Origin of the sequence: Streptomyces sp. NPDC048420, assembly GCF_040651535.1 — a bacterium.
GTDB lineage: Bacteria > Actinomycetota > Actinomycetes > Streptomycetales > Streptomycetaceae > Streptomyces.
Window position 1 is genome coordinate 1 of the sequence record NZ_JBEZKG010000009.1, and the last position, 23,052, is coordinate 23,052.

16 protein-coding genes and 4 pseudogenes are annotated in these 23,052 nt (G+C 68.8%); 9 read left to right on the plus strand and 11 right to left on the minus strand.

The features are described from left to right. From AB0D34_RS17360 to AB0D34_RS17375, 4 genes and pseudogenes are all read right to left on the minus strand, one after another. A pseudogene (locus tag AB0D34_RS17360) lies at positions 1 to 134 on the minus strand (GntR family transcriptional regulator); the annotation flags it as partial. A 191-nt stretch (positions 135 to 325) separates the two neighbouring features. After that, positions 326 to 1,264, minus strand: coding sequence for a beta-ketoacyl-ACP synthase III (locus AB0D34_RS17365; protein ID WP_362662362.1), 939 nt, complete (start codon positions 1,262 to 1,264; stop codon positions 326 to 328). Between the two features lie 148 nt (positions 1,265 to 1,412). After that, positions 1,413 to 1,550 carry a hypothetical protein gene (locus AB0D34_RS17370; protein ID WP_362662364.1) on the minus strand — a complete coding sequence of 46 codons (138 nt, stop codon included), beginning with the start codon at positions 1,548 to 1,550 and terminating at the stop codon, positions 1,413 to 1,415. Continuing rightward, on the minus strand, positions 1,516 to 2,850 hold the full coding sequence (locus AB0D34_RS17375; protein WP_362662366.1) for an OFA family MFS transporter: 1,335 nt from the start codon (positions 2,848 to 2,850) through the stop codon (positions 1,516 to 1,518). The genes AB0D34_RS17370 and AB0D34_RS17375 overlap by 35 nt, the downstream gene beginning before the upstream one ends. A gap of 173 nt (positions 2,851 to 3,023) precedes the next feature. Here AB0D34_RS17375 and AB0D34_RS17380 point away from each other — a divergent pair. The 3 genes and pseudogenes from AB0D34_RS17380 to fdhD form a co-directional block, all read left to right on the plus strand. Then, a pseudogene (locus AB0D34_RS17380) lies at positions 3,024 to 3,764 on the plus strand (molybdopterin-dependent oxidoreductase); the annotation flags it as partial. A gap of 179 nt (positions 3,765 to 3,943) precedes the next feature. Continuing rightward, the gene (locus AB0D34_RS17385; protein ID WP_362662368.1) at positions 3,944 to 4,804 is read left to right on the plus strand and encodes a 2Fe-2S iron-sulfur cluster-binding protein; all 861 of its coding nucleotides are present in this window, start codon (positions 3,944 to 3,946) and stop codon (positions 4,802 to 4,804) included. A gap of 7 nt (positions 4,805 to 4,811) precedes the next feature. Next, positions 4,812 to 5,672, plus strand: coding sequence for a formate dehydrogenase accessory sulfurtransferase FdhD (gene fdhD / locus AB0D34_RS17390; protein ID WP_362662370.1), 861 nt, complete (start codon positions 4,812 to 4,814; stop codon positions 5,670 to 5,672). Here fdhD and AB0D34_RS17395 read toward each other — a convergent pair. Beyond that, complete coding sequence (locus AB0D34_RS17395) at positions 5,648 to 6,175, minus strand: isochorismatase family protein (RefSeq protein ID WP_362662372.1); 528 nt, start codon at positions 6,173 to 6,175, stop codon at positions 5,648 to 5,650. The two genes, fdhD and AB0D34_RS17395, sit on opposite strands and share 25 nt — an antisense overlap. 167 nt (positions 6,176 to 6,342) lie before the next feature. On the opposite strand from AB0D34_RS17395, the gene AB0D34_RS17400 reads away from it, so the two are divergent. Next, positions 6,343 to 7,581 (plus strand): DUF4185 domain-containing protein, encoded by a 1,239-nt coding sequence (locus tag AB0D34_RS17400; RefSeq protein ID WP_362662374.1) that lies wholly within the window; start codon positions 6,343 to 6,345, stop codon positions 7,579 to 7,581. Here AB0D34_RS17400 and AB0D34_RS17405 read toward each other — a convergent pair. Beyond that, positions 7,517 to 8,542, minus strand: a complete 1,026-nt coding sequence (locus AB0D34_RS17405; protein WP_362662961.1) for a bile acid:sodium symporter family protein — start codon at positions 8,540 to 8,542, stop codon at positions 7,517 to 7,519. The two genes, AB0D34_RS17400 and AB0D34_RS17405, sit on opposite strands and share 65 nt — an antisense overlap. 179 nt (positions 8,543 to 8,721) lie before the next feature. Here AB0D34_RS17405 and AB0D34_RS17410 point away from each other — a divergent pair. Together AB0D34_RS17410 and AB0D34_RS17415 are read left to right on the plus strand one after the other, a co-directional pair. Beyond that, positions 8,722 to 9,584: pseudogene (locus AB0D34_RS17410) on the plus strand (LysR substrate-binding domain-containing protein). 301 nt (positions 9,585 to 9,885) lie between these two features. Next, a complete protein-coding gene (locus AB0D34_RS17415; RefSeq protein ID WP_362662375.1) occupies positions 9,886 to 11,712 on the plus strand; it encodes an AMP-binding protein in 1,827 nt (608 codons plus the stop codon). 10 nt (positions 11,713 to 11,722) lie between these two features. Here the strand turns inward: AB0D34_RS17415 and AB0D34_RS17420 are convergent. Further along, a pseudogene (locus AB0D34_RS17420) lies at positions 11,723 to 12,332 on the minus strand (Tat pathway signal sequence domain protein). Between the two features lie 200 nt (positions 12,333 to 12,532). Between AB0D34_RS17420 and AB0D34_RS17425 the strand changes: the two are divergent. Then, on the plus strand, positions 12,533 to 13,369 hold the full coding sequence (locus AB0D34_RS17425) for an aldo/keto reductase (protein ID WP_362662377.1): 837 nt from the start codon (positions 12,533 to 12,535) through the stop codon (positions 13,367 to 13,369). 68 nt (positions 13,370 to 13,437) lie between these two features. Here AB0D34_RS17425 and AB0D34_RS17430 read toward each other — a convergent pair whose 3' ends face one another. Both AB0D34_RS17430 and AB0D34_RS17435 read right to left on the minus strand, forming a co-directional pair. Continuing rightward, entirely contained in the window at positions 13,438 to 14,139 is a 702-nt protein-coding gene (locus AB0D34_RS17430; protein ID WP_362662379.1) for an SDR family oxidoreductase, read from the minus strand. Positions 14,140 to 14,604: 465 nt separating this feature from the next. After that, complete coding sequence (locus tag AB0D34_RS17435; RefSeq protein WP_362662962.1) at positions 14,605 to 15,489, minus strand: methyltransferase domain-containing protein; 885 nt, start codon at positions 15,487 to 15,489, stop codon at positions 14,605 to 14,607. 140 nt (positions 15,490 to 15,629) lie between these two features. Here AB0D34_RS17435 and AB0D34_RS17440 point away from each other — a divergent pair, with 140 nt between their 5' ends. Beyond that, entirely contained in the window at positions 15,630 to 16,415 is a 786-nt protein-coding gene (locus AB0D34_RS17440; protein WP_362662381.1) for a phytanoyl-CoA dioxygenase family protein, read from the plus strand. 89 nt (positions 16,416 to 16,504) lie between these two features. On the opposite strand, the gene AB0D34_RS17445 is transcribed toward AB0D34_RS17440, so the two are convergent. After that, entirely contained in the window at positions 16,505 to 18,217 is a 1,713-nt protein-coding gene (locus tag AB0D34_RS17445) for a glycoside hydrolase family 6 protein (protein ID WP_362662383.1), read from the minus strand. Positions 18,218 to 18,304: 87 nt separating this feature from the next. Further along, positions 18,305 to 19,783 carry a cellulase family glycosylhydrolase gene (locus AB0D34_RS17450; protein ID WP_362662385.1) on the minus strand — a complete coding sequence of 493 codons (1,479 nt, stop codon included), beginning with the start codon at positions 19,781 to 19,783 and terminating at the stop codon, positions 18,305 to 18,307. 252 nt (positions 19,784 to 20,035) lie between these two features. Here AB0D34_RS17450 and AB0D34_RS17455 point away from each other — a divergent pair, with 252 nt between their 5' ends. Next, positions 20,036 to 22,951, plus strand: coding sequence for a glycoside hydrolase family 48 protein (locus AB0D34_RS17455; RefSeq protein WP_362662387.1), 2,916 nt, complete (start codon positions 20,036 to 20,038; stop codon positions 22,949 to 22,951). Positions 22,952 to 23,052 lie beyond the last annotated feature (101 nt).

Consider the following 23,052-nt stretch of genomic DNA (forward strand, 5'->3'; position numbering starts at 1 on the left):
TCCACAAGATGCTGACCCGGCTGCAACGCACGCGTCGTGATCAACTCCAACAACGCCCCATATACGCGATCCCGCAACGGACCGGGACGTTCGAGTTTCGGCACGGATCCCTGCGGCAGTCCTGTCGACAGCATCGCGGTCCCCCTCCTCGGCAGGCGGACATGCCCATTGCGTTTTGTCTACAGTCTACGGCGTTGGGGGAACAGGTAAACCGGGCGTCGGTCTCGTCACATCCTGTATGCCAGGCACGACGACCGGTATCCCAGGGTCAGCGACCGGTTCGCCAGGGCCGGCGACCCGTATGCCAGCGGCAGCGTCCTGCAGGTCACGGACAGCGCACGACCTGACCCGCGTACGACAGGTTGCCGCCGAACCCGAAGAGCAGCACCGGGTCCCCCGTCGAGATCTCGCCCTGTTCCACCAGCTTGGAGAAGGCGAGCGGGATGCTCGCCGCCGAGGTGTTGCCGGACTCGCTCACATCTCGGGCGACCACGGCGTTGACCGCACCGATCTTCTCCGCGAGGGGTTCGATGATCCGCAGGTTGGCCTGGTGCAGCACCACCGCAGCGAGGTCCGCAGGGGTGAGCCCCGCCCGCTCGCAGGCCTGCCGGGCCAGCGGAGGAAGCTTCGTGGTCGCCCAGCGGTAGACGCTCTGCCCCTCCTGCGCGAACCGCGCGGGCTCGCCCTCGATCCGCACGGCATGCCCCATCTCGGGCACCGATCCCCACAGCACGGGCGAGATACCGGGGACGTCGGCGCCCTCGACCACCGCAGCGCCCGCCCCGTCACCGACGAGTACACAGGTCGTGCGGTCGGTCCAGTCCGTCACCGCGGACATCTTGTCGGCCCCGATGACCAGCGCCCGGGTCGCCGCCCCCGCCCGGACGGTGTGGTCGGCGGTGGCGAGCGCGTGGGTGAAGCCGGCGCACACCACGTTGACGTCCATCGCGGCGGGCGAGGGGATGCCGAGACGGGCGGCGACCCGGGCGGCCATGTTCGGGGACCGGTCGACGGCGGTCGAGGTGGCGACCAGGACCAGGTCGATGTCGGCGGGGGCGAGCCCGGCCGAGGCCAGCGCCTTGGCGGCGGCGTGCGCGGCGAGCTCGTCGACCGGCTCGTCGGGACCGGCGATGTGGCGGGTGCGGATCCCCACCCGGCTCCTGATCCACTCGTCGCTGGTGTCGACCAGGCCCGCCAGGTCCTCGTTGGTGAGTACCTTGGCGGGCTGGTAGTGACCGACGGCGGCAATCCGCGAGCCGTTCATGGGTGGTCCCCCTCGTTGCCTTGGGTGTCGGGATCCACCAGTCTGATCAGTGACTCACGGGTACGCGGGCACGTAAGGCCACAGGAAACAGGCGCCCGAGTTGTCGGCTTCCCTCACACCCTCGGACGCCCGAACACCTGCCGAACAGTTACCCGGTGAACAGCTGCGTCGCCTTTTGTACGAGTTCGTAGAGCCCGTAGACGAGCGGCGCGCCCACCCACACCCAGGCGAGGGCGATCAGCGGGCGCCGGTCAGGCGGACTCTGACTGCTGTCGGGCTGCGACATCGACGGCCTCCCTCGGTGCGGGGATGTGGTGACGGGCGTTGACGGGGCGGACCAGCTCGTTGGCCACGAAGCCGACGACGAGCAGCCCGATCATGATCACGAACGAGAGGCCGTAGAGGGCCGAGCCGCTCTTGCCCGCGTCCTCCTGCCGGTCGGCGATCCAGTTCACGATCAGCGGCCCGAGGACGCCGGCCGTGGACCAGGCGGTGAGCAGCCGCCCGTGGATGGCGCCGACCTGGTAGGTGCCGAAGAGGTCCTTGAGGTAGGCGGGGATCGTCGCGAAACCGCCGCCGTAGAAGGACAGGATCACCAGCGCGCACAGGATGAACAGCGGCTTGGAGGAGTCGCCGAACAGCGCGATGCACCCGTACATCACCGCGCCCACGCCCAGATAGACGCGGTAGATGTTCTTGCGCCCGATCAGGTCGGACGTCGACGACCAGCCGATCCGGCCCGCCATGTTGGCCGCCGAGAGCAGGGCGACGAAGCCCGCGGCCGCCGAGACGGACACGGGCGTGGACGTCTCCTTGAAGAAGTCCGTGATCATGGGGGCGGCCTTCTCCAGGATGCCGATGCCCGCGGTCACGTTCATACAGAGCACGACCCACAGACACCAGAACTGGGGTGTGCGCACGGCGTTGCGCGCGGAGACCTGGGGCCCCTCGAAGGCGCTGGGGGCGCTCTCGACGGGCTTCTCGCTGCGCGGCACGCGCACCAGCAGGACACCGAGGAGCATGAACACGGCGTACGACAGCCCGTGCACCAGGAACGCGAGCGCGATCCCGGAACTCTCGGAGCCGAAGGACTCCAGCATCTGCGCGGACCAGGGCGAGGCGATGAGGGCGCCGCCGCCGAAGCCCATGATCGCGATGCCGGTGGCCATGCCGGGGCGGTCCGGGAACCACTTGATCAGGGTGGAGACCGGGGAGATGTAGCCGATGCCGAGGCCTATGCCGCCGACGAAGCCGTAGCCGAGGACGATCAGCCAGTACTGCTCGGTGGCCGCGCCCAGCGCGGAGAGCAGGAACCCGGACGAGAAGCAGATCAGCGCCACGGTCATCGCCCAGCGGGGCCCGTTGCGCTCCACGAGGGTGCCGCCGAACGCGGCGGACAGACCGAGCATGACGATGCCGAGCTGGAAGGGCAGCGCGCTCTGGGTGCCGCTGAGGCCGAGCGCGTTTTCGAGCGGCGGCTTGAACACGGACCAGGCATACGCCTGGCCGATGGAGAGGTGGACCGAGAGAGCGGCCGGGGGGACGAGCCAGCGGCTCCAGCCCGGCGGTGCGACAGGGGGACTCATGATCCCGGACGGTAGGAACTAATGAGCTGGTTGAAAAGGCGGCGCGTCGACCGTATGCGATGAGCGGTATCCAGCACGCGACGAACGGTCGGACCGGCCGGTTTCCCAGGATCGAAGCCAGGAGTTGCCACCCCCTTGCCCCGACTGCACCCATACTGTAGACAATATTCAACATGAGGAAACCTCATACCCGAGTCACGCACCCCCTCGTCAGAGGCTCCCGCAACGAGCCCTTGCGGCAGGCGAGTTGGGAGGATGCCCTGGACCGCGCGGCTCGCGGTCTGAGACGCCACCGTGGCGCCTTCGGCATGTTCTCCTCCGCCCGCGCGACCAACGAGACGAGTTATCTGGCGCAGAAGTTCGCCCGGGTCGTCATGGGCACCCACAACATCGACTCCTGCGACCGGGCACGGCACGCCCCGAACGCCACCGCCCTCGCCACGGCCCTCGGAACGGACGGCGGGACCTCGTCGTACGAGGAGATCGAACACACCGACGTCGTCGTGGTGTGGGGCTCCGACCCCCGCTCGGCGCAGCCGGTCCTCTTCCAGCACCTCCTGAAGGGCATCCGCGGCGGCGCCCGCCTCTACGCCGTCGACCCGCGCCGCACCGCCACCGCCGCGTGGGCACAGAGCTGGCTCGGTCCCGACGTCGGGACGGACATACTGTTGGCCCACGCGATCGGGCGCGAGATCATCCACGCGGGCCTCGCCAACGAGACGTTTATCGGGCGGGCCACCTCCGGATTCGAGGACTACCGGGCCCTGGTCGAACCATGGACGCCCTCGCTCGCCGACCGGGTGACGGGCGTACCCGCCGACGCCATAAGGCAGTTGGCCCACGCCTACGCCCGTGCCGAGCGCGCCCAGCTGTGCTGGGGCCCCGGCGTCACCGCACACCACAACGGCACCGACACCCGCCAGGAGGAGGCGCTGCGCCGGATCGTCGAGCGCACGGGGGCGGCCGCGGCCGGTGACCTCGCCCCCTGCTCGCGGAGGTCGGCCGCACGCTGCGGGACGCCTCGCTGTGCGGTCTCGGGCGGAGCGCGTGGAACTCCGTGGAGTCCGCGGTCGAGCCTCTGGGGGGTGTACGGATGACCTCGGTACCGGTGGGGATCCCACGCCGGCTCCTGGAGTTCATCATCGACGGGGAGGCCGTGCGCACGCCGGAGGGCTCGACGATCCTCGACGCCTGTCGGGCGGCCGGGAAGGACATCCCGACCCTGTGCCACAGCGACACCCTCACCCCGAGGAGCACCTGCCGCATGTGTGTCGTCGAGGTGGCGGGGGCAGGGAGCCTCGTCCCGGCCTGCTCCCGCAGGGCCGAGCCCGGCATGGAAGTGGGAACGGCCACCGATCGCGTCCGGCACAGCCGCAAGGTCCTCCTCGAACTGCTCGCCTCCTCGGCCGACCTCTCCACGACCCCGCGAGCGGCCGAGTGGATCGAGGAGTACGGCGCGAGACCGGACCGTTTCGGCCCGGACGCGGCCCGGTCCGACGAGCCGCCCAAGGTCGACAACGAGCTGTACGTACGCGACCACGGCAAGTGCATCCTCTGCCGCCGGTGCGTGGACGTCTGCGGCAACCAGGGACTGCATACTTTCGCCATCTCTGTTTCCGGCCGCGGGTTCGCCGCCCGCGTCGCCATGGAACACGACGCGCCGCTCACCGACTCGGCGTGCGTGTACTGCGGGAACTGCATCGACGTATGCCCGACGGGGGCGTTGTCCTTCCGCTCGGAGTTCGAGATGCGGGCCGCGGGCACCTGGGACGAATCGACACAGACCAGTACGACCACGGTGTGCGCGCACTGTGGAGTGGGCTGCGGGCTCACGGTCCATGTGCAGGACAATGAGATCGTGAAGGTCACCTCGCCACAGGACGGCCCGGTGACCCGCAGCAGCCTGTGCATCAAGGGCCGTTTCGGCTACCAGCACGTACAGAACCGGGACTGAGACACATATGGGACGAGTCACGGAACGACGCAAGGTGATCCGCATCCGCGACGGGGCCATCTCGTCCCGCCCGGACACACTGGTCGCCGAGGAACCGCTGGAGATCCGCCTCAACGGCAAACCCCTCGCCGTCACCATGCGCACCCCCGGCGACGACTTCGCCCTCGCCGCCGGCTTCCTCGTCAGCGAAGGCGTACTCGCCGAGCAGAGCGATCTGCAGAACATCGTCTACTGCGCGGGCGCCACGGCCGACGGCTCCAACACGTACAACGTGGTCGACGTCAAGACGACCCCCGGAGTGCGCATCCCCGACATCACGCTCGAACGCAACGTCTACACGACCTCCTCCTGCGGCCTGTGCGGCAAAGCCAGCCTCGACGCCGTGCGTACGACAACCCGCTGGCCGATAGCCGACAAGCCCCCGCTCCACATCGAACCAGACCTCCTCGCGAGCCTCCCCGACCGGCTCCGCGCGGCCCAACGGGTCTTCGACCGGACCGGGGGCCTGCACGCCGCCGCCCTCTTCACCGAACACGGCGAACTGATCGACATCCGCGAGGACGTCGGACGGCACAACGCCGTGGACAAGCTCGTCGGCCGCGCCCTGCAGAACGGGGACCTTCCCCTGTCCCGAACCGTCCTCCTGGTCTCCGGCCGGGCCTCCTTCGAACTGGCGCAGAAAGCCGTCATGGCCGGAATCCCCGTCCTCGCAGCCGTCTCCGCGCCCTCCTCCCTGGCCGTCGACCTCGCCACCGAGACCGGCCTGACCCTGGTCGGCTTCCTGCGCGGCCACTCCATGAACGTGTACGCGGGCGAGGAACGCATCGCCCTGGAGGTTCCGGTTCAGCCGCTCGTGAAGCGGACCTGATCCACCGTCACCACCGTGCCCAGGCGCGGGAAGTCGAGCCGCGTCGAGGCCTCGTGTTCGGCGGCGGTGAAGGCGGCCATGGCGTCCTCGACGAAGACGAGGTCGTAGCCGAGGTCACCGGCGGCGCGGGCGGTGGACTCGACGCCGAGGTTGGTGGCGATACCGCCGAACACCAGCGCGGTGACGCCGTGGTCGCGCAGCCGTGCGTCCAGGTCGGTGCCCTGGAAGGCACCGATGGTCCGCTTGACGATCTCGATGTCGCCGTCGCGGGCCAGGCCGGCCACCAGTGCGCTGCCGGGTGGCTGGTCGGTGACACCGGGCCGTTCGACGCGCACGAGCACGACGGGTGCGCCGACCGAGCGGAAGGCCGCCGCCAACTCCTCGGCGGCGGCGAGGACTTCGGTGCCTTTGCGGGGCTCCAGGGGCAGCGCGACGATCCGGTCCATCAGATCGACGAGCACGAGGGCGCTGCGCGCGGGATCGAGCGCGAGGGGTGCGGTCATGACGGAACGTTATCCGTCATCAGCCCTGCGTACCGGAGATCCGGATCAACAGGCGGCGAACATCCGACACCGCGGCCGGCCTGTGCTCGTCCGCCACGGACCAGAACCACCGCGCCCCACCCACGCCCCATGGACCCTCGGCTCCCCACCTACTAACGTCCCGACCCGTGCCGGAGGACGTGCGAGCGCGCCAGTGGACCGGGACCAGCGTCGGCCTGTTGCTGACGCTGGTGCTCGCTGCCGTGCTGGTGACCGTCCTGCCCGACGGCCGGGAGAAGGACGGCGGAGACTGTATACCGCAGACCGTCGGGTCCTGGTCCGAGGACGACCGGCTCACCGCCGAGTTCGCCCGCTACGGCGACGACGCCGGCCGCGCCGACGACTGGACCGGCGGCGACGGCACCCACTCGGTGCGGCTGCCGGACGGCCGGCTGCTGTGGCTGTTCTCCGACACCTACCTCGGCCAGGTGTACGGCCCGCCCAACCCGCTCGGTGAGTCGTACGCGTGGCGGGACACCACCGCGCCGCTGGTGCGCAACTCGGCGGTGCTGATGCGCGACGGCCGCCTGGAGACCACACTTCCCGCCCCGCTGTTCCCCGACCCGGCGCCGAACCAGTGGCGCTGGCCCGTCGCGGCCCGCGTCGAGCCCCGCTCCCCCGGCTCCGACGAGCAGGTCGTACGCGTACTGCTGTGGGTGCGGACGGCCGGGCAGTCGCCCTGGATCTACGGCGTACCCACCGCCACCGAGGTCGCCACGCTCTCCCTGCCCGACCTGCGTGTCGAGTCGATCACGAAGGTCCTCGACGAGCAGCGGGTCCAGGACCCGTCCCGGCGGGTGCTGTTCGGGACCACACTGGTCGAGGACGGCGAGTGGACGTATGTCTTCGGCGGCGACGACGGCCAGGCCGCGTCCCGGTCCGCCTCGTCGGCGTACGTGGCCCGGGTGCCGGAGGGCGGGCTCGCGGAGCCGGGCGCCTGGGAGTACTGGGACGGCGAGTCGTGGACCACCGGCGCCCGTCCGCGCCCGGTGCTCGGGGACGGGCGGCTCAAGGGGGTCGGCAGCGCCTTCTCCGTCGTACGGCAGGACGGGCCGGCGGACGGAACGTACGTGCTGTTCACCATGGCCGCCGGGACGAAGGGGCTCGCGGCCGTGACCTCGTACTGGGCCTGTTCCCCCACCGGGCCCTGGCACGGCCCGGCGAAGGACTTCACCGCTCCCCTGCCGCAAGGTCAGGTCGCTGCCTACAACCCTCAGGTGCATCCCGAACTCGGCGACTCCGGACGGCTGGTGCTGAGTTACGACGTCAACTGGCTGGAGGCGGCGGGCGCTTCGGCGCAGCTCAACCGGAACGTGTCGCTGTACCGACCGCGGTTCGTGACCCTGCGGCTCGCTCCGGCCCGCTGACCTCCCCCGTCTCCGCCGCGACCGGGTCGTGCGAGCGGCGCTTCGCGATCACCGCGCACACCATCAGCTGCATCTGGTGGAAGAGCATCAGCGGCAGCACGGCGAGCGAGGCGTGCGCCCCGAACAGGACGCTGGCCATGGGGAGTCCGGCGGCGAGGGACTTCTTGGAGCCCGCGAACTGGATGGCGATGCGGTCCTCGCGGTCGAAGCGCAGCGCCTTGGCGCCGTACCAGGTCAGGGCGAGCATCACGGCGAGCACGACGGCCTCGACGATCAGCAGTCCGCCCAGCCTGAGGGGGCTCACCTGGTGCCAGATGCCCTGGACCATGCCTTCGCTGAACGCGGTGTAGACGACCAGCAGGATCGAGCCGCGGTCGACCAGCCCGAGGACCTTCTTGTGGCGGGCGACGAAGCCGCCGATCCAGCGGCGCAGCAACTGTCCCGCCACGAAAGGCGCGAGCAGCTGGAGCACGATCTTCAGGAGCGAGTCGGCCGAGAACCCGCCGCCGCTGTTGCCGAGCAGGGCGGCCGCGAGGAGCGGGGTGATGACGATGCCGACCAGGGAGGAGAAGGAGCCGGCGCAGATCGCGGCGGGCACGTTGCCGCGGGCCATCGAGGTGAAGGCGATCGAGGACTGGATGGTGGAGGGGACCAGGGTGAGGAAGAGCAGGCCCTGGTAGAGCGGGTCCGTCAGGAGGACCGGGACGAGTCCGCGGGCGGCCAGGCCAAGGAGCGGGAAGATCACGAACGTACAGGCGAGGACGGTGACGTGCAGCCGCCAGTGCTTGAGCCCGTCCAGGGCCTCACGGGTGGACAGGCGGGCGCCGTACAGGAAGAAGAGGAAGGCGATCGCCGCCGTGGAGGCTCCCGAGGCCACGTCCGCGGCGGTCCCGCGTGCCGGTACGAGGGCCGCCAGGCCCACCGTGCCGAGCAGCAGCAGGATGTACGGGTCGACCGGCATCCAGGCCGGCCACTTCAGGCGCTTCACGGTGCTCCACTTACTCGTGTTCGACGGCGGTACGGACATGGCTGTCGCCTCCCCAGGACAGGGGGTCCCCCTCCATCGTCCTCTGTCACGCCTTGATCGGGAATCCCGCATACCACTCTGACTGTCATCACGTTCCGCGATAACCTTGGCTCATGTACGAACCGTCGCAGTTGCGTACGTTCCTGGCGGTGGCGCAGACGCTGAGCTTCACGCAGGCCGCCCGGCGGCTCGGACTGCGCCAGTCGACCGTGAGCCAGCACGTACGGCGCCTGGAGGACGCCGTCGGGCGGCAGCTGTTCAGCCGGGACACCCACTCCGTGGAGCTGACGGAGGACGGTGAGGCGATGCTCGGCTTCGCGCGCCGGATCCTGGAGGTGCACGACCAGGCGACGGCGTTCTTCACCGGCACGCGGCTGCGGGGGCGGCTTCGGTTCGGGGCGTCGGAGGACTTCGTGCTGACCCGGCTGCCGGAGATCCTCGAGGGTTTCAGGTACGACCATCCCGAGGTCGACCTGGAACTGACGGTCGAGCTGTCCGGGACGCTGCACGAGCAGCTCGCCGCCGGAAAACTGGATCTGGTACTGGCGAAACGGCGGCCGGAGGATCCCCGGGGTGAGCTGGTGTGGCACGACCGGCTGGTGTGGATCGGGGCGGAGAGGCTCCGCCTGGACGCGGATCGCGCGGTGCCGCTGATCGTGTATCCGCCGCCGGGGATCACCCGGGCGCTGGCTCTGGAGGCGCTGGAGCGGGAGGGCCGGGAGTGGCGGATCGTCTGCACGAGCGGGAGCCTGAACGGACTGATCGCCGCGGCGCGGGCGGGGCTGGGGGTGATGGCCCACTCACGGGGGCTGGTGCCGCCCGGTCTGGTGCGGGTGTCTGACCGGTTCGGGCTGCCGGAGCTGGGCGGGTGGACTTCGTGCTGGTGCACGGGCCGCGGCGGACTGCCGCACAGGGGGCGGCGGATGCGCTTGCCTCGGCGATTCTGGCGGGTGGGGATCGGCTGCATCGGCAGTGACGAATTCCGGGTCGCAGGCGCAGAAAGAGGAGAAGACCGCGCCCCGTGGACAACCGTTTCACCAAGATCGCGAGTCGTAACCGGGTCGTACAGATTCGGTGGAGATTAGGGCTCCGAAACTTACTCAACCGTCGGTTTTCTGTCCGACCCTTCCCCATGTGAGCGTATTTTCCGGTACTGACCAGGCCATACATGAGCACCGCTCGGCTTCGGCCCCTCTCCCGTCGGATGTCTCGGTGGGGTAGCTTTCACGGCGCTGTGCGGAACGTCACTGAGCGCCAGGGAGAGCGGGGAGCGGGGTTTGCGCGAGTTCACCAACCCTCCGTTGGCATTGGCACCCCCGGTGGGCGGACTGGCCGACGTCGTCTTCGAGCATGCCCAGAACGATCCCCTCCACCTCGCCCTCGGCCGCAAGGACGAGGACGGACAGTGGCGGGACGTGACGTCCGCCGAGTTCAGGGACGAGGTCATGGCCCTCGCCAAGGGACTGCTCGCCCAGGGCATCCGCTTCGGCGACCGGGTCGCGATCATGTCCCGCACCCGCTACGAGTGGACGCTCTTCGACTTCGCGCTGTGGACGATCGGTGCGCAGGTGGTGCCGGTCTACCCGACCTCCTCCGCCGAGCAGTGCTTCTGGGCGCTGTACGACGCCGAGTGCACGGCCGCGATCGTGGAGCACGAGGACCACGCGATGACGATCGCCACCGTCATCGACCGGCTCCCCCAGCTGCACCGGCTGTGGCAGCTGGACTCCGGCGCGGTGCAGGAGCTGTACGACGCGGGCGCCCCCATCGAGGACGAGGTGGTGCACCGCCACCGGCAGGCGGTCACCCCGGACTCGGTCGCCACGATCATCTACACCTCGGGCACCACAGGCCGCCCCAAGGGCTGTGTGATCACCCACGGCAACTTCATGTACGAGTCGGACACCGTCATCGAGCGCTGGGAGCCGGTGTTCCACTCCAAGAAGGGCGACGAGGCGGCCACCCTGCTGTTCCTGCCGCTCGCACACGTCTTCGGGCGGATGGTGCAGGTCGCCGCGATCCGCGGCCGGGTCCGCTTCGGCCACCAGCCGCAGATGAACGCGGCCGCCCTGCTGCCGGACCTCGCCGCGTTCAAGCCGACGTTCTTCCTCGGGGTGCCGTACATCTTCGAGAAGGTCTTCAACGCCTCCCGCCGCAAGGCCGAGAAGGAGGGCAAGGCCGGACCGTTCGAGAAGGCCGTCGACGTGGCGGTCAAGTACGCGGACGCGATGGAGGCCAAGGCCTGGGGTCTGGGTCCGGGACCGTCGGCGGGGCTGCGGATGCAGCACCAGCTCTTCGACAAGCTCGTCTACTCCAAGATGAGGGCGGCGATGGGCGGCCGTATCAAGCAGGCCATGACCGGCGGTTCGGCCATGGATCGCAAGCTGGGGCTGTTCTTCGCGGGCGCCGGCGTGCACATCTACGAGGGGTACGGCCTCACCGAGACCACGGCGGCGGCGACCGCCAACCCGCCCGAGCGCACCCGCTACGGCACGGTCGGCCAGCCCATCCCCGGCATGACCGTGCACATCGCGGACGACGGCGAGATCTGGCTGTACGGCGCCAATGTCTTCCAGGGCTATCTCAACAACGAGAAGGCCACCGACGAGACCCTGCACGACGGCTGGCTCGCCACCGGTGACCTCGGCTCCCTCGACGAGGACGGCTATCTCACCATCACCGGCCGCAAGAAGGAGATCCTCGTCACCTCCGGCGGCAAGAGCGTCTCCCCCGGTGTCCTCGAGGAGCGGGTGCGCGACCATCCGCTGGTCTCGCAGTGCATCGTCGTGGGCAACGACCGGCCCTACATCGCCGCCCTGGTCACCCTCGACCAGGAGGCCGTCGAGCACTGGCTGGGGATGCGCGACAAGCCGCGGATGTCCGCGGCCCAGTTGGTGCGCGACGCCGACCTGGAGACCGAGGTGCGGCGCGCGGTCGTGGCCGCCAACACCCTGGTCTCGCAGGCCGAGTCGATCCGCACCTTCCGTATCCTCGCGCAGCCCTTCACCGAGGAGCACGGGCTGCTGACCCCGTCGCTGAAGCTGAAGCGCAAGGCCATCGAGACGGCGTACGCGGACGAGGTCGAGGCGCTGTACCGGGCCTGAGCCCCCGCCGTCACACGAGCTGGTAGCCGCGCAGGTTCGTCAGCAGGAGATAGGTGTCCTGGAGGGATCCCGAGGTGTCGCCCAGGGAGCGGTAGATGCCCCATTTCGGGCGCACCCGGTCCGCCAGGAAGGTGTCGACCCCGCTCTTCGACGCGTCGATTACCGTCGAGCCGCCGGACTTGAGGATCCAGCGGACCGAACCCGCCGTGCCGTTGCCCACCTTGATCTGGAAGTCGACGTCGGTCCATTTGTCGTGCAGCGGGTCGAGACCGGTGCGGCCGACGAGCGTGTCGCTGTCGAACAGCTTCAGTTCGATGGTCTGTACTCCGTTCACCCGGCGCAGGGACTGCACCACTTCAGGTAGCTGCTGCCGCTGGTGCGCAGCCCGGTGACCTCCTGGCGCCGGTGGTCGGTCGAGGTGTCCCGGTCGGCCATGTGCATGTTGAAGCGCCAGTTGTTGCCGGTGGCGTAGATGTGGGGCTGTCCGGCGGGGTGGGAGTCGGCGCGGTCGTCCTCGATCGTCTCGAATGCGCCGAGGTCGTGGCGGCGGGCAGACCGGCGGCGACTCCGGCCGCGCCGGCGAGAGCGGCGCCCAGCAGGGCTCTTCTGGATGTGCTCATGACGCAAATCACCTCACAGATCGGCGTTCACATTTACGCACGGCGTTCAGTGACGCAATCCGGGGTGGTCGCAGGGCAGTTGACGGTCAATGGTCCGGACTGAAGAGGTCGGCCGGATTTTCCGGTCAGGAATGCATCACGGCTCGTGATCGTTGACGATGGGAGTACCACCTGACGACAACCGTAAGGATCAAGAGCTCGTGAGCAGCAAGGTCCCCCCGATCATCCTCAACAACGGCGTCGAGATGCCCCAGCTGGGTTTCGGCGTCTGGCAGGTGCCGGACGACGAGGCCGAGCGCGCGGTCGCGACGGCGCTCGAGGCCGGGTACCGCAGCATCGACACAGCGGCGATCTACGGCAATGAAGTGGGCACCGGCAAGGCCATCGCGGCCTCCGACGTGGCCCGTGAGGACATCTTCGTCACCACCAAGCTCTGGAACAGCGACCAGGGCTACGACTCGACCCTGCGCGCCTTCGACACCTCGCTGGACAAGCTCGGCCTGGACTACGTGGACCTGTACCTGATCCACTGGCCGACGCCCTCGCGTGACCTGTACGTCGACACCTACAAGGCGTTCGAGAAGCTGCACGCCGACGGCCGGATCAAGGCCATCGGTGTCTCCAACTTCGAGCCCGAGCACCTGGAGCGGCTGATCGCCGAGACGTCCGTCGTCCCGGCCGTCGACCAGATCGAGCTGCACCCGCATCTTCAGCAGCACGCGGCCCGCGAGTACCACGCGGAGCAGGGCATCGCCACCGAGGCCTGGTCACCGCTCGGTTCCGGCAAGGGCCTCCTGGAGGTCCCGGCGATCGTGGCCATCGCCCAGAAGCACGGGCGCACCCCGGCCCAGATCGTGCTGCGCTGGCACCTCCAGCTCGGCAATGTCGTGATCCCCAAGTCCGTGACCCCGTCCCGGATCAAGGAGAACATCGAGGTCTTCGACTTCAGCCTGGACACCGAGGACCTGGCGGCCATCAGCGCGCTGAACGAGGACCGGCGCACCGGCCCGGACCCCACGACGTTCAACGCCGGCTGACGGCACAGCGGTTCGGCCGGCGGTGGGCCCCACTCCACGGGAGGGGGCTCACCGTCGGCCGTCGTGCGTCAGACGGGCTGACCGATCGGCCGTACGACGACCGTGTTGATGTCGACGCCCTCCGGCTGCCGTACGGCCCACACCACCGAGTCGGCGATCTGGTCGGCGGTGAGCAGGTGGCCGGGCGGGAGGCTGCCGTAGGCGTCCCAGAACGGGGTCTCCACGCGGCCGGGAGCGACCAGGGTGACGCCGACGCCGAACTCGGTCACCTCACGGCGGGCGTTCTCGGCGAGCCCGGTCACCGCCCACTTCGTCGCCCCGTAGATGTTGCCGGGCCCGTGGATGAACCCGGCGACGCTGCCGATCAGGACGATCCGGCCGCGGGTCTCCTTGAGCGCGTCGATGGAGGCGCGGATGAGGAGGGCGGGGCCGAGCACATTGGTCAGCACCATCTCGGTCCACCCGGCCGGGTCTCCCCCGGCGACGGTGTCATGGGTGGCGAAGCCCGCGTTGGCGACGACGGTGTCCAGTCGCCCGAACTCCTTCAGCGTGCCGTCGACCGCGGCCTTGACGTCTGCGTACTCGGCGGCGTTGCCGACGAAGGTCAGCAGCCCGTCGGGGTCATCGAGTTCCTCGGCGAAGGCACGCAGCCGCGGCTCACCGCGGCCGGTGACGGCCACCCGGTGTCCCGCGTCCAGCAGTTGCCGTGCGACCGCGGCGCCGATTCCGCTGCCACCGCCGGTGATGAGCGCGACCGGTGAGTCGGACATGGCTTCCCCCTGTGTCTGCCGGTGATGTCCTGAACGGCAGGGAGTACATCAGCTGGAGTGCTCTCGAAGTCAAGTGCGCAGGTTCGGCGGTGGTCGGCCGCAGGGATGTACCGCCGCCACGCGAGGTGCAACTGGTCGCCGCCCCGCGTGAATCGGAGGGCAGGGACCGGGGCACGATCAACGCCACGAGCGGGCCGACCGCGGTGACGCAGGCGCTGTGCACGGCCCGGGGCGCCCCCGGCCTGGTGACCTCGCCGACACCACCACACCCGCTTCAGCCTCCAGCTCGGCACCGCATGAGTCCCGCACGGCCGACTCGCTGGGTGCGCTGTTCGACGCCGTCCGCGTGGAGTACGGCGATTCCGATCTGGCGATAGGGCCGACCGCCGCGTGGGCGCGACAAGCCACGGACGGTTCGCAGCTGCCCGACGACACAGGGCGGCACATCCGGCGGCGGCCCTGACCTCAGCCGGTCCGCACCGCGGTGTGAACCGTATGTACAGCCAGCACGAACACATCCGCCCGCCGATGCACACTCGCCGCGTCTTCAGGATCCAGTAGCCGGTCAAGCGCATCCCGATCACCGGAATCCAGGCGCTCCCCAAACGCATCCCGCAGCCGCCCCAGCGACGCGGCGATGTACGCCCGGGCCCGATCGGTCGTCGGCGCAGGCAGATCCAGCAAAAAACTCCGCGTACCGGTGTTGCGCAACCCGGCGGACGCCATCAGCGCGGGCCAGTCCTCGACCTCCGCGACGGAGTCGGGAAGATTCGCCCGCATCTGCGCGAACCACTCCTCCTCCAGCGCGTCGAGCCGAGCCTGGAGTCCGGGCCGACCGATCCCGATGTCCCGCGGCAGAAAGCGCGCCGGCAACCCCCCCTCCATCAACGCCAACGTCCCACCCCGCGCCAGCCGCGAGGCGAACGCGGCGATCCCGGCCCGCTGGTCCCCCAGATGGTGCAGGCTCCGGCTGGCCCAGAGCAGATCGACGGGGTAGTCCAACTCCTCGAGGATCCCGGGCAGTTCACCGGTGAGGGTGCCGAAGCGGTCGGCGACACCGAGCCGCTCGGCCCGGGCCTGCGCCCGCTCCAGCAACGGCCCGGCCCCGTCGACGGCGACCACCCGGGCCCCCGGGAACGCCTCGGCGAGCAGACAGGACAGCACGCCGGGCCCACTGCCCGCATCGACGATCAACCCTGGCTCGGTCTGCTTGTGCCCGAGCCAGGCCAGGGCCCGCTCGTACAGGGGCGTGAAGAGTTCCGCCTGGGTCTCCAGGTGCTGGGCCATATTGGCCCAGTCGATGTCGGTGTGGTCGTGGTGGTGGCCGTGGTTGCCGTGATCGTGCGCCATGGTGCCAGCCTCTCCTCGGGATGCTGACAGCCTGCGCCGACGCACCGCGACGAGGCCAGCGAAGTTGCCGTGACGGCAAAAAACGACGGCAAAGCGGACGCAAAGAAAATGGGATGCGCCGGTGCGGCACATCCACCACCATGACCCCCATGGACGACGAACTGGTGGAGCGCTTCCTCGAAGACGGATTCGTGAAGATCGAGGGCGCCTTCCCGCCTCGCGTCGCCCAGCACTGCGCGTCGCTGCTGTGGCGGGAGACGGGCTACGACCGTGAGGACCCGGCCTCCTGGAAGGACCCGGTGGTGTGGGTGCCCGGAATGGCTCAGGGCCCGTTCGCGGCGGCCGCCAACTCGCCGGTCCTGCACGAGGCGTTCGACCTGCTGGTGGGCGAGGACCGCTGGCAGCCCCGCTATTCGCTGGGCACCTTCCCGTTGCGGTTTCCGCATCAGGAGGAGCCGGAGGATGCCGGCTGGCACATCGAGGGCAGTTACCTCCCGGACGACGCACCGGCCGGGATGTACCACACCAACGTGCGCTCCAGGGACCGCGCCCTGCTGATGCTCTTCCTGTTCAGCGAGGTCGCCGAGACCGACGCCCCGACCCGCATCAGGGTCGGCTCCCATCTCGACGTACCGCCGGTCCTGGAGCCGTACGGCGAACAGGGCGCGTCCTTCCTGGAGTTGGGCCCGAAGGTGGACAAGGCCTCAGCCCACCGCGACCTCACCCACGCGACCGGCATACCGGGTGACGTCTACCTCTGTCACCCCTTCCTGGTCCACGCGGCCCAACCCCACCACGGCACAACCCCCCGCTTCATGGCCCAGCCACCACTACTCCCGGCGCAGCCATACGAGTTGAGCCGTCCCAACGGCGACTACTCGGCGGTGGAGTTCGCAATCCGCCGGGGCCTGGCCAAGGAAGACTGACCGGACCCCGGGGTTTTCAGGGGCGCGGGGGAACTGCGCGTCCAGCCACAACGGACCGGTACAGGCAATCCCACCGCGCCCCGGCCGAGCTAGAGCGCGGGGTACGCGTTCTGCATCAGCTGCTGGAACTGCGCGGAGAACCAGTGCCCCGACAGCGGAGCGTTCGGCAGCGCACCGGACATGTTGTTGTTGTTCCGCGGGTTACCGGTGTACGTCGGGTCGCACATCCGGTCGAAGCCCTTGCCCTCGTCGTTCGGGATCGCGGAGCTGGACCCGTCGGACTCACCCGGAGGCTTGATCCACACGTACGCGTCGATCCCGGCGGCGGGACTGGCCGTCGGACGCTCACCGAGACCGGCACCGGACTGGTTGCACCAGTTGCCGACATGGATGCGCCGGTCGATGCGGCCACCGTTGACGTAGGTGTCCACGTCCGTGGTGGCACCGGGCCCGGTGGGCCGGGCGGATCCGCCCCAGCCGTTACGAGACGTGTCGATCAGCATGCCGACACCCGAGGCGAAGCCCTGGTTGACCGCCTCCTGGCGGAAGGCCTGGGCGAAGGAGAGCTCGTCGGTGTACCGGTTCCAGTCGACCCACTTCGACTCGCGCACGGACTTGCCGCCCACGGAGTCGTTGATGGTGAAGTACTGCTCCTTCAGGGCGCTGTAGTTGGCGGTGTTGGTGATGAAGCCCTGCACGTCGTTCACCGTGGCGCCCTCGGCGGTCGCCGCCTGCTTGATGGTCTGGACGGTCGCCGAGAAGTTGTCGTCCCAGCCGATCCAGCCGTGGTGTCCGGCGTCCACGTAGTTGTAGACGTTGGGGGCGTCACCGAGCTTGTTCAGCGCGTAGCCGACGCCCTTGATGTAGTTGCCGTTGGCCTTCATGGTGTCGCAGTTGGCGGTGGCGGTGGCCCGCGGCGAGACGTTGGTGACGAGGTTCGGCAGCGAGTCGATCTCGATGGTGTTGACGATCCGCAGCGAGGCGTACTTGGGGTCGGCGAGGATCGCGGCGATCGGGTCGATGTACTGCGTCTTGTACTTGTCGATCTCCGTGGCACCGAGTTCGCCGTTGGAGGCGAGCGCCGCGCAGTCACGGCCGGGCAGGTTGTAGATGACCAGCTGGACGACGAGCTCGCCGCTGCCCTTCTGCTCCAGGGCCTTGTCGAGGTGGGCGCGCAGCCCCATCCCGCCGTTGACGCCGTTGATGGCGGCGATGCGGTCCAGCCAGACCCCGGTGGGCTGGTTGGAGATCCGGCTGCCGCCCGGCTCGGCGGCGGCCTTCGCGGACCACTCCGGGTTCACGTACACCTTGGCGCCGGTGTACGGGTTGTCGACCTTGGTGCCGCCTCCGGGGCCCGGTGGATTCGTGGGCCCGCTGCCGCCGTCGTCGACGTTGCAGGTCACACCGTCGAGGGTGAAGGTGGCCGGGACGGCGTTGGTGCCGCTGTAGGTGCCCTGGAAGCCGAAGCTGACCGAACCGCCGTTGGCCAGCGTGCCGTTGTAGGTCTCGTTGGTGGCGGTGACGGCCGTACCGCTCTGGCTGATCTTGGAGTTCCAGAAGCCGGAGATCTTCTGGTTTCCGGCGTACGACCACTTCAGCGACCAACTCGACTTGGCGGCGCTGTTGTTGGTGATCGTGACGGCGGTGGTGAAGCCGGTGTCCCACTGGTTCTGCACCTTGTAGTCCACGGTGCAGGGGATCGCGGCGATGCCGACGTCCCCGGGGGTCACGGCGAGGGCGGTCCCGGAGGCCCCGGCGACCAGCGCCAGGGCAGCGAGGAGCGCGGTTCTCGTACGACTCATGAGTGCGGGTTCCTTCTCGTTCGCGGGTGTTGTCCGTCGAGCGGGTGCTGTGTGCGTCGAGCGGGTGCTGTGTGCGTCGAGCGGGTGCTATCCGTTCAGGGCGCGCAGATGGTCACGCAGCCCGGTGCCGAACGCTGTGGGTGTGCCGTCGTAGCTGCTGATCAGGGACGGTCCGGAGGAGCAGTCCCAGGTGTTCCAGGTCCAGCCGAGGTACGACAGGCCGCGGTCGTCGAACCACTTCATGACCTGGTCGATGAAGCCGTGGGAGCAGGTGTTCTCGCCTATCTCCCCCGCCACGAGGGGGACCTGGGCGGCCACCGGCGCGAGCGTGGAGTTCCAGCAGCTCTCGTTGGAGCAGGAGTTGAAGTTGTACACATGCCAGGCGGCGGCGAGGTTGCCCGCCGGGTCGGTCGGCTTGTACGTCAGCCACTGGCTGAGGTCGTTCGAGTAGGCGATCCCGCCGGCCAGGATCAGGTTCGTCGCGCCGGTACCCCGGACGCTGTCGACGAGATCCTGCATACCGGCGACCTCGTACCCGATGCCGGGGCAGCTGCCGCCGTCCCGCCAGCACTGCCACGCCTGGGTGGTCGTGGAGGTGGCACGGTCCGGGTAGGGCTCGTTGAACAGGTCGAAGACCACGGCCCGGTCGCTTTTGAAGGTGTTCGCCACCGAGGCCCAGAAGGAGGGCGTGTACTGCATGTCGGGCATCGGCTTCTGGCAGCTGGCGTGCACGTCGGAGCAGCCGGCGGAGTTGCCGGTGTACTGCCCGTAGGTCCAGTGGAGTTCGACCACGGGTGTCATGCCGTGCGCCTTGACCTTGGACACCAGGTCCTTGACGGCGTTGATGTAGTTCGCCCCGGCGTAGGCCGGATTGATGTTGGACAGGCCGAGCCAGCACTCCTCGTTGAGCGGAATGCGGACCGTGTTCGCCTTCCAGTCGGCGATCGCCTTCACGGAGGCGTCGTCGACCGGGCCGTCGAAGATGCCGCGGCCCTGGACGCACATGAACTCGCCGCCGGACCGGTTCACGCCGAGCAGCCGACGGGTGGCGCCACCTGCGTCCACCAGCTTGTTGCCGGACACGCGCAGAGCCGGGGGTGTGCCGTCACCGGGGTCCGACGGAGGATCCGAGGGGTCCGGTGTGGGCTCGGTGTCCGTGTTGCAGGCCGTGCCGTTGAGCTTGAACGACGTCGGTACGGCGTTGCTCCCGGACCAGGACGCGATGAATCCGGCGCTGACGCTCGCTCCGGTGGCCAATGAGCCGTTGTAGCTCTCGTTGGCAGCGGTGACCGTCGTGCCGGACTGGGACCATTTGGCGTTCCAGCCCTGGGTGAGCTTCTGACCGCCGGCGAAGTCGAAGGCGAGGCTCCAACTGCTCACGGCGGCCGTGTTGTTGGTGATCTTCACGGAGCCCTGGAAACCGCTGCCCCACTGGCTGGTGACGGAGTACTCCACCGAGCACGCGGGGGCGGCGCCGGACGCCGTGACCGCCGGAACCGTCACGGACCCGATGAGGGCGACCGCGCCGGCAACGGCTAAAAGTACTGAACGCGGGGGGTGTCGCATGAGCGACTCCTTGCAGATCAGCGCGCCGTTACGGACGCGTCGACTGATGGAACCGCTCCCACTGGTGTCAAGGAAGGTAGCGCCAAGTGACGGCAAAGAACAGAGGGGTCACTTGACTTTTGCTCAACCACATCCGTCGAATCTTTTCGACTCTTCAAGCACCTTGACCCCTCGAACCCTCATCCTCACTATGGGAGCGCTCCCACTGGTTCAAGCCTTGACTTCTCCGAGCCGCACAAGGAGGAACCAGCAATGCCCCCCACCAGGAGACGCCGGGCCGTCCGGCGATTGTGGACCGCTGTCGTGGCGGCCATGGCACTGCCGTTCGCGATGCTGAGTGCGGCTTCAACTCCCGCACAAGCAGCGGCAGTTCAGTGCAGTGTCGACTACAAGACCAACGACTGGGGCTCCGGTTTCACCGCGGATCTGACGATCACCAACCGCGGCACGGACGCCATCAACGGCTGGACCCTGACCTACGGCTACGCCGGCAACCAGAAGCTGAGCAACGGCTGGAACGGCACCTGGTCGCAGTCCGGCCAGACGGTCACCGTCACCAACGCCACGTACAACGCGAACATCGCCGCGGGCGCCGCCGTCACCACCGGTGCACAGTTCACGTACAGCGGCACCAACGCGGCTCCGACCAACTTCGCGATCAACGGCACCAGTTGCGTCGGCGCGCACCAGCCGCCGATCACCGTGCTGACCAGCCCGGCCGCGGGCGCGGTCTACACCCAGGGCACCGCGGTCCCGCTCGCCGCGACGGCCGCCGCCGCGGACGGCGCGACGATCAGCAAGATGGAGTTCTACGACGACACCACGTTGCTGGGGACGGACACGACGTCGCCGTACTCGCTCTCCGTTTCAAGTTTGACCGTGGGCAGTCATTCTCTGGTGGCGAAGGCGTACGACAGCCTGGGCGCGTCCGCCGCCTCGACGCCGGTCGGTATCACGGTCGCCTCGGGTCCCACCGTCGTCGCCTCGGCCACCCAACTGGCCGTCCAGCAGGGCAAGACGGGCACCTACACCGTGAAGCTGTCGACACAGCCCTCGGCCAACGTGACCGTCACGACCGCCCGCACGAGCGGCAACACCGGCCTTTCGGTGACCGGCGGGGCCTCGCTCACCTTCACGCCGTCGAACTGGAACACCGCGCAGACGGTGACCATCACGGGCAACGCCTCCGGTACGGGCGCGGCGACCTTCGAGTCGACGGCGACCGGTCATGCCAAGGCCTCGGTGACGGTCACCCAGATCGCGGCGACGGGCACGTACAACGCCCGCTTCCTGGATCTGTACGGCAAGATCACCAATCCGGCGAACGGCTACTTCTCCCCCGAGGGCATCCCCTACCACTCGGTCGAGACACTGATCGTCGAGGCGCCGGACCACGGCCACGAGACCACGTCGGAGGCGTACAGCTACCTCCTGTGGCTCCAAGCCATGTACGGCAAGGTGACCGGCGACTGGTCCAAGTTCAACGGTGCCTGGGACATCATGGAGAAGTACATGATCCCCACGCACGCCGACCAGCCGACCAACTCCTTCTACAACGCCTCCAAGCCGGCGACCTACGCGCCCGAGCTGGACACCCCGAACGAGTACCCGGCGAAGCTGGACACCGGGGTGTCGGTGGGTGCGGATCCGATCGCCGGTGAACTGAAGACCGCATACGGTACGGACGACGTCTACGGTATGCACTGGCTCCAGGACGTCGACAACGTCTACGGCTACGGCAACTCGCCGGGCAAGTGCGAGGCCGGGCCGACGGACACCGGACCGTCGTACATCAACACCTTCCAGCGCGGTGCGCAGGAGTCGGTGTGGGAGACGGTGCCGCAGCCGACCTGCGACCAGTTCAAGTACGGCGGTAAGAACGGCTACCTGGACCTGTTCACCGGTGACGCCTCCTACGCGAAGCAGTGGAAGTTCACCAACGCCCCGGACGCCGACGCGCGTGCCGTGCAGGCCGCGTACTGGGCCGACAAGTGGGCGAAGGAGCAGGGCAAGGGCTCCGACGTCTCCGCGACCGTGGGCAAGGCCGCGAAGATGGGTGACTATCTGCGGTATGCGATGTACGACAAGTACTTCAAGAAGATCGGCAACTGTGTCGGGCCGTCCACCTGTGCTGCCGGTACCGGCAAGGACGCCTCGATGTACCTGCTGTCCTGGTACTACGCCTGGGGCGGCGCCACCGACACCTCGGCGGGCTGGGCCTGGCGCATCGGATCCAGTCACGCGCACGGCGGCTACCAGAACCCGATGGCCGCGTACGCGCTGAGCTCCTACGCCGACCTGAAGCCCAAGTCGGCGACGGGCGCGGCGGACTGGAACACCTCGCTGACCCGGCAGCTGGAGTTCTACCGCTGGCTGCAGTCGAACGAGGGCGCCATCGCGGGCGGTGCCACGAACAGCTGGGCGGGCCGCTACGCGACTCCCCCGGCCGGGAAGTCGACGTTCTACGGCATGTACTACGACCAGCAGCCCGTCTACCACGACCCGCCGTCCAACCAGTGGTTCGGCTTCCAGGCGTGGTCGATGGAGCGGGTGGCCGAGTACTACCAGCAGACGGGGAACGCGCAGGCCAAGGCGGTCCTCGACAAGTGGGTCGACTGGGCGCTGTCCAAGACGACCATCAACCCGGACGGCACGTACCAGATCCCGTCCACGCTTCAGTGGTCGGGCCAGCCCGACACCTGGAACGCGTCAAGTCCCGGTGCCAACAGCGGACTTCACGTCACCGTCGCCGACTACACCAACGATGTCGGCGTGGCCGCCGCGTACGCCAAGACGCTGACGTACTACGCGGACCGCAGTGGTGACACCCAGGCCGCGTCCACGGCCAAGGCCCTGCTGGACGGCATGTGGGACCACTACCAGGACGCGCTGGGGATCGCCGTTCCGGAGAACCGGGCGGACTACAACCGGTTCGACGACGCGGTGTACGTGCCGAGCGGGTGGACCGGGACCATGCCGAACGGAGACGCGATCAACTCCTCGTCCACCTTTGACTCCATCCGGTCGTTCTACGAGGACGACCCGGCCTGGTCGAAGATCGAGGCGTATCTCGCGGGCGGTGCGGTGCCGTCGTTCACGTATCACCGGTTCTGGGCCCAGGCGGACATTGCCTTGGCCATGGGTTCGTACGCGGAGCTTCTGGAATAGCCCCCGCCGAGTGCTCCGCGGGTTGAGCCGTTGTCGACTGCGGGTCCGTTGTGGCTGGCCGCGCAGTTCCCCGCGCCCCTGCAGGGCGCGTCACGTCACCG

What these genes read in the sequence shown, in the direction of transcription:
- AB0D34_RS17365 (WP_362662362.1), bottom strand. Translation starts at nt 1,264, where the DNA reads ATGAACGGCTCGCGGATTGCCGCCGTCGGTCACTACCAGCCCGCCAAG.
- AB0D34_RS17370 (WP_362662364.1), bottom strand. Translation starts at nt 1,550, where the DNA reads ATGTCGCAGCCCGACAGCAGTCAGAGTCCGCCTGACCGGCGCCCGCTG.
- AB0D34_RS17375 (WP_362662366.1), bottom strand. Translation starts at nt 2,850, where the DNA reads ATGAGTCCCCCTGTCGCACCGCCGGGCTGGAGCCGCTGGCTCGTCCCC.
- AB0D34_RS17385 (WP_362662368.1), top strand. Translation starts at nt 3,944, where the DNA reads ATGACCTCGGTACCGGTGGGGATCCCACGCCGGCTCCTGGAGTTCATC.
- fdhD (WP_362662370.1), top strand. Translation starts at nt 4,812, where the DNA reads ATGGGACGAGTCACGGAACGACGCAAGGTGATCCGCATCCGCGACGGG.
- AB0D34_RS17395 (WP_362662372.1), bottom strand. Translation starts at nt 6,175, where the DNA reads ATGACCGCACCCCTCGCGCTCGATCCCGCGCGCAGCGCCCTCGTGCTC.
- AB0D34_RS17405 (WP_362662961.1), bottom strand. Translation starts at nt 8,542, where the DNA reads ATGCCGGTCGACCCGTACATCCTGCTGCTGCTCGGCACGGTGGGCCTG.
- AB0D34_RS17430 (WP_362662379.1), bottom strand. Translation starts at nt 14,139, where the DNA reads ATGTCCGACTCACCGGTCGCGCTCATCACCGGCGGTGGCAGCGGAATC.
- AB0D34_RS17435 (WP_362662962.1), bottom strand. Translation starts at nt 15,489, where the DNA reads ATGGCGCACGATCACGGCAACCACGGCCACCACCACGACCACACCGAC.
- AB0D34_RS17440 (WP_362662381.1), top strand. Translation starts at nt 15,630, where the DNA reads ATGACCCCCATGGACGACGAACTGGTGGAGCGCTTCCTCGAAGACGGA.
- AB0D34_RS17445 (WP_362662383.1), bottom strand. Translation starts at nt 18,217, where the DNA reads ATGAGTCGTACGAGAACCGCGCTCCTCGCTGCCCTGGCGCTGGTCGCC.
- AB0D34_RS17450 (WP_362662385.1), bottom strand. Translation starts at nt 19,783, where the DNA reads ATGCGACACCCCCCGCGTTCAGTACTTTTAGCCGTTGCCGGCGCGGTC.
- AB0D34_RS17455 (WP_362662387.1), top strand. Translation starts at nt 20,036, where the DNA reads ATGCCCCCCACCAGGAGACGCCGGGCCGTCCGGCGATTGTGGACCGCT.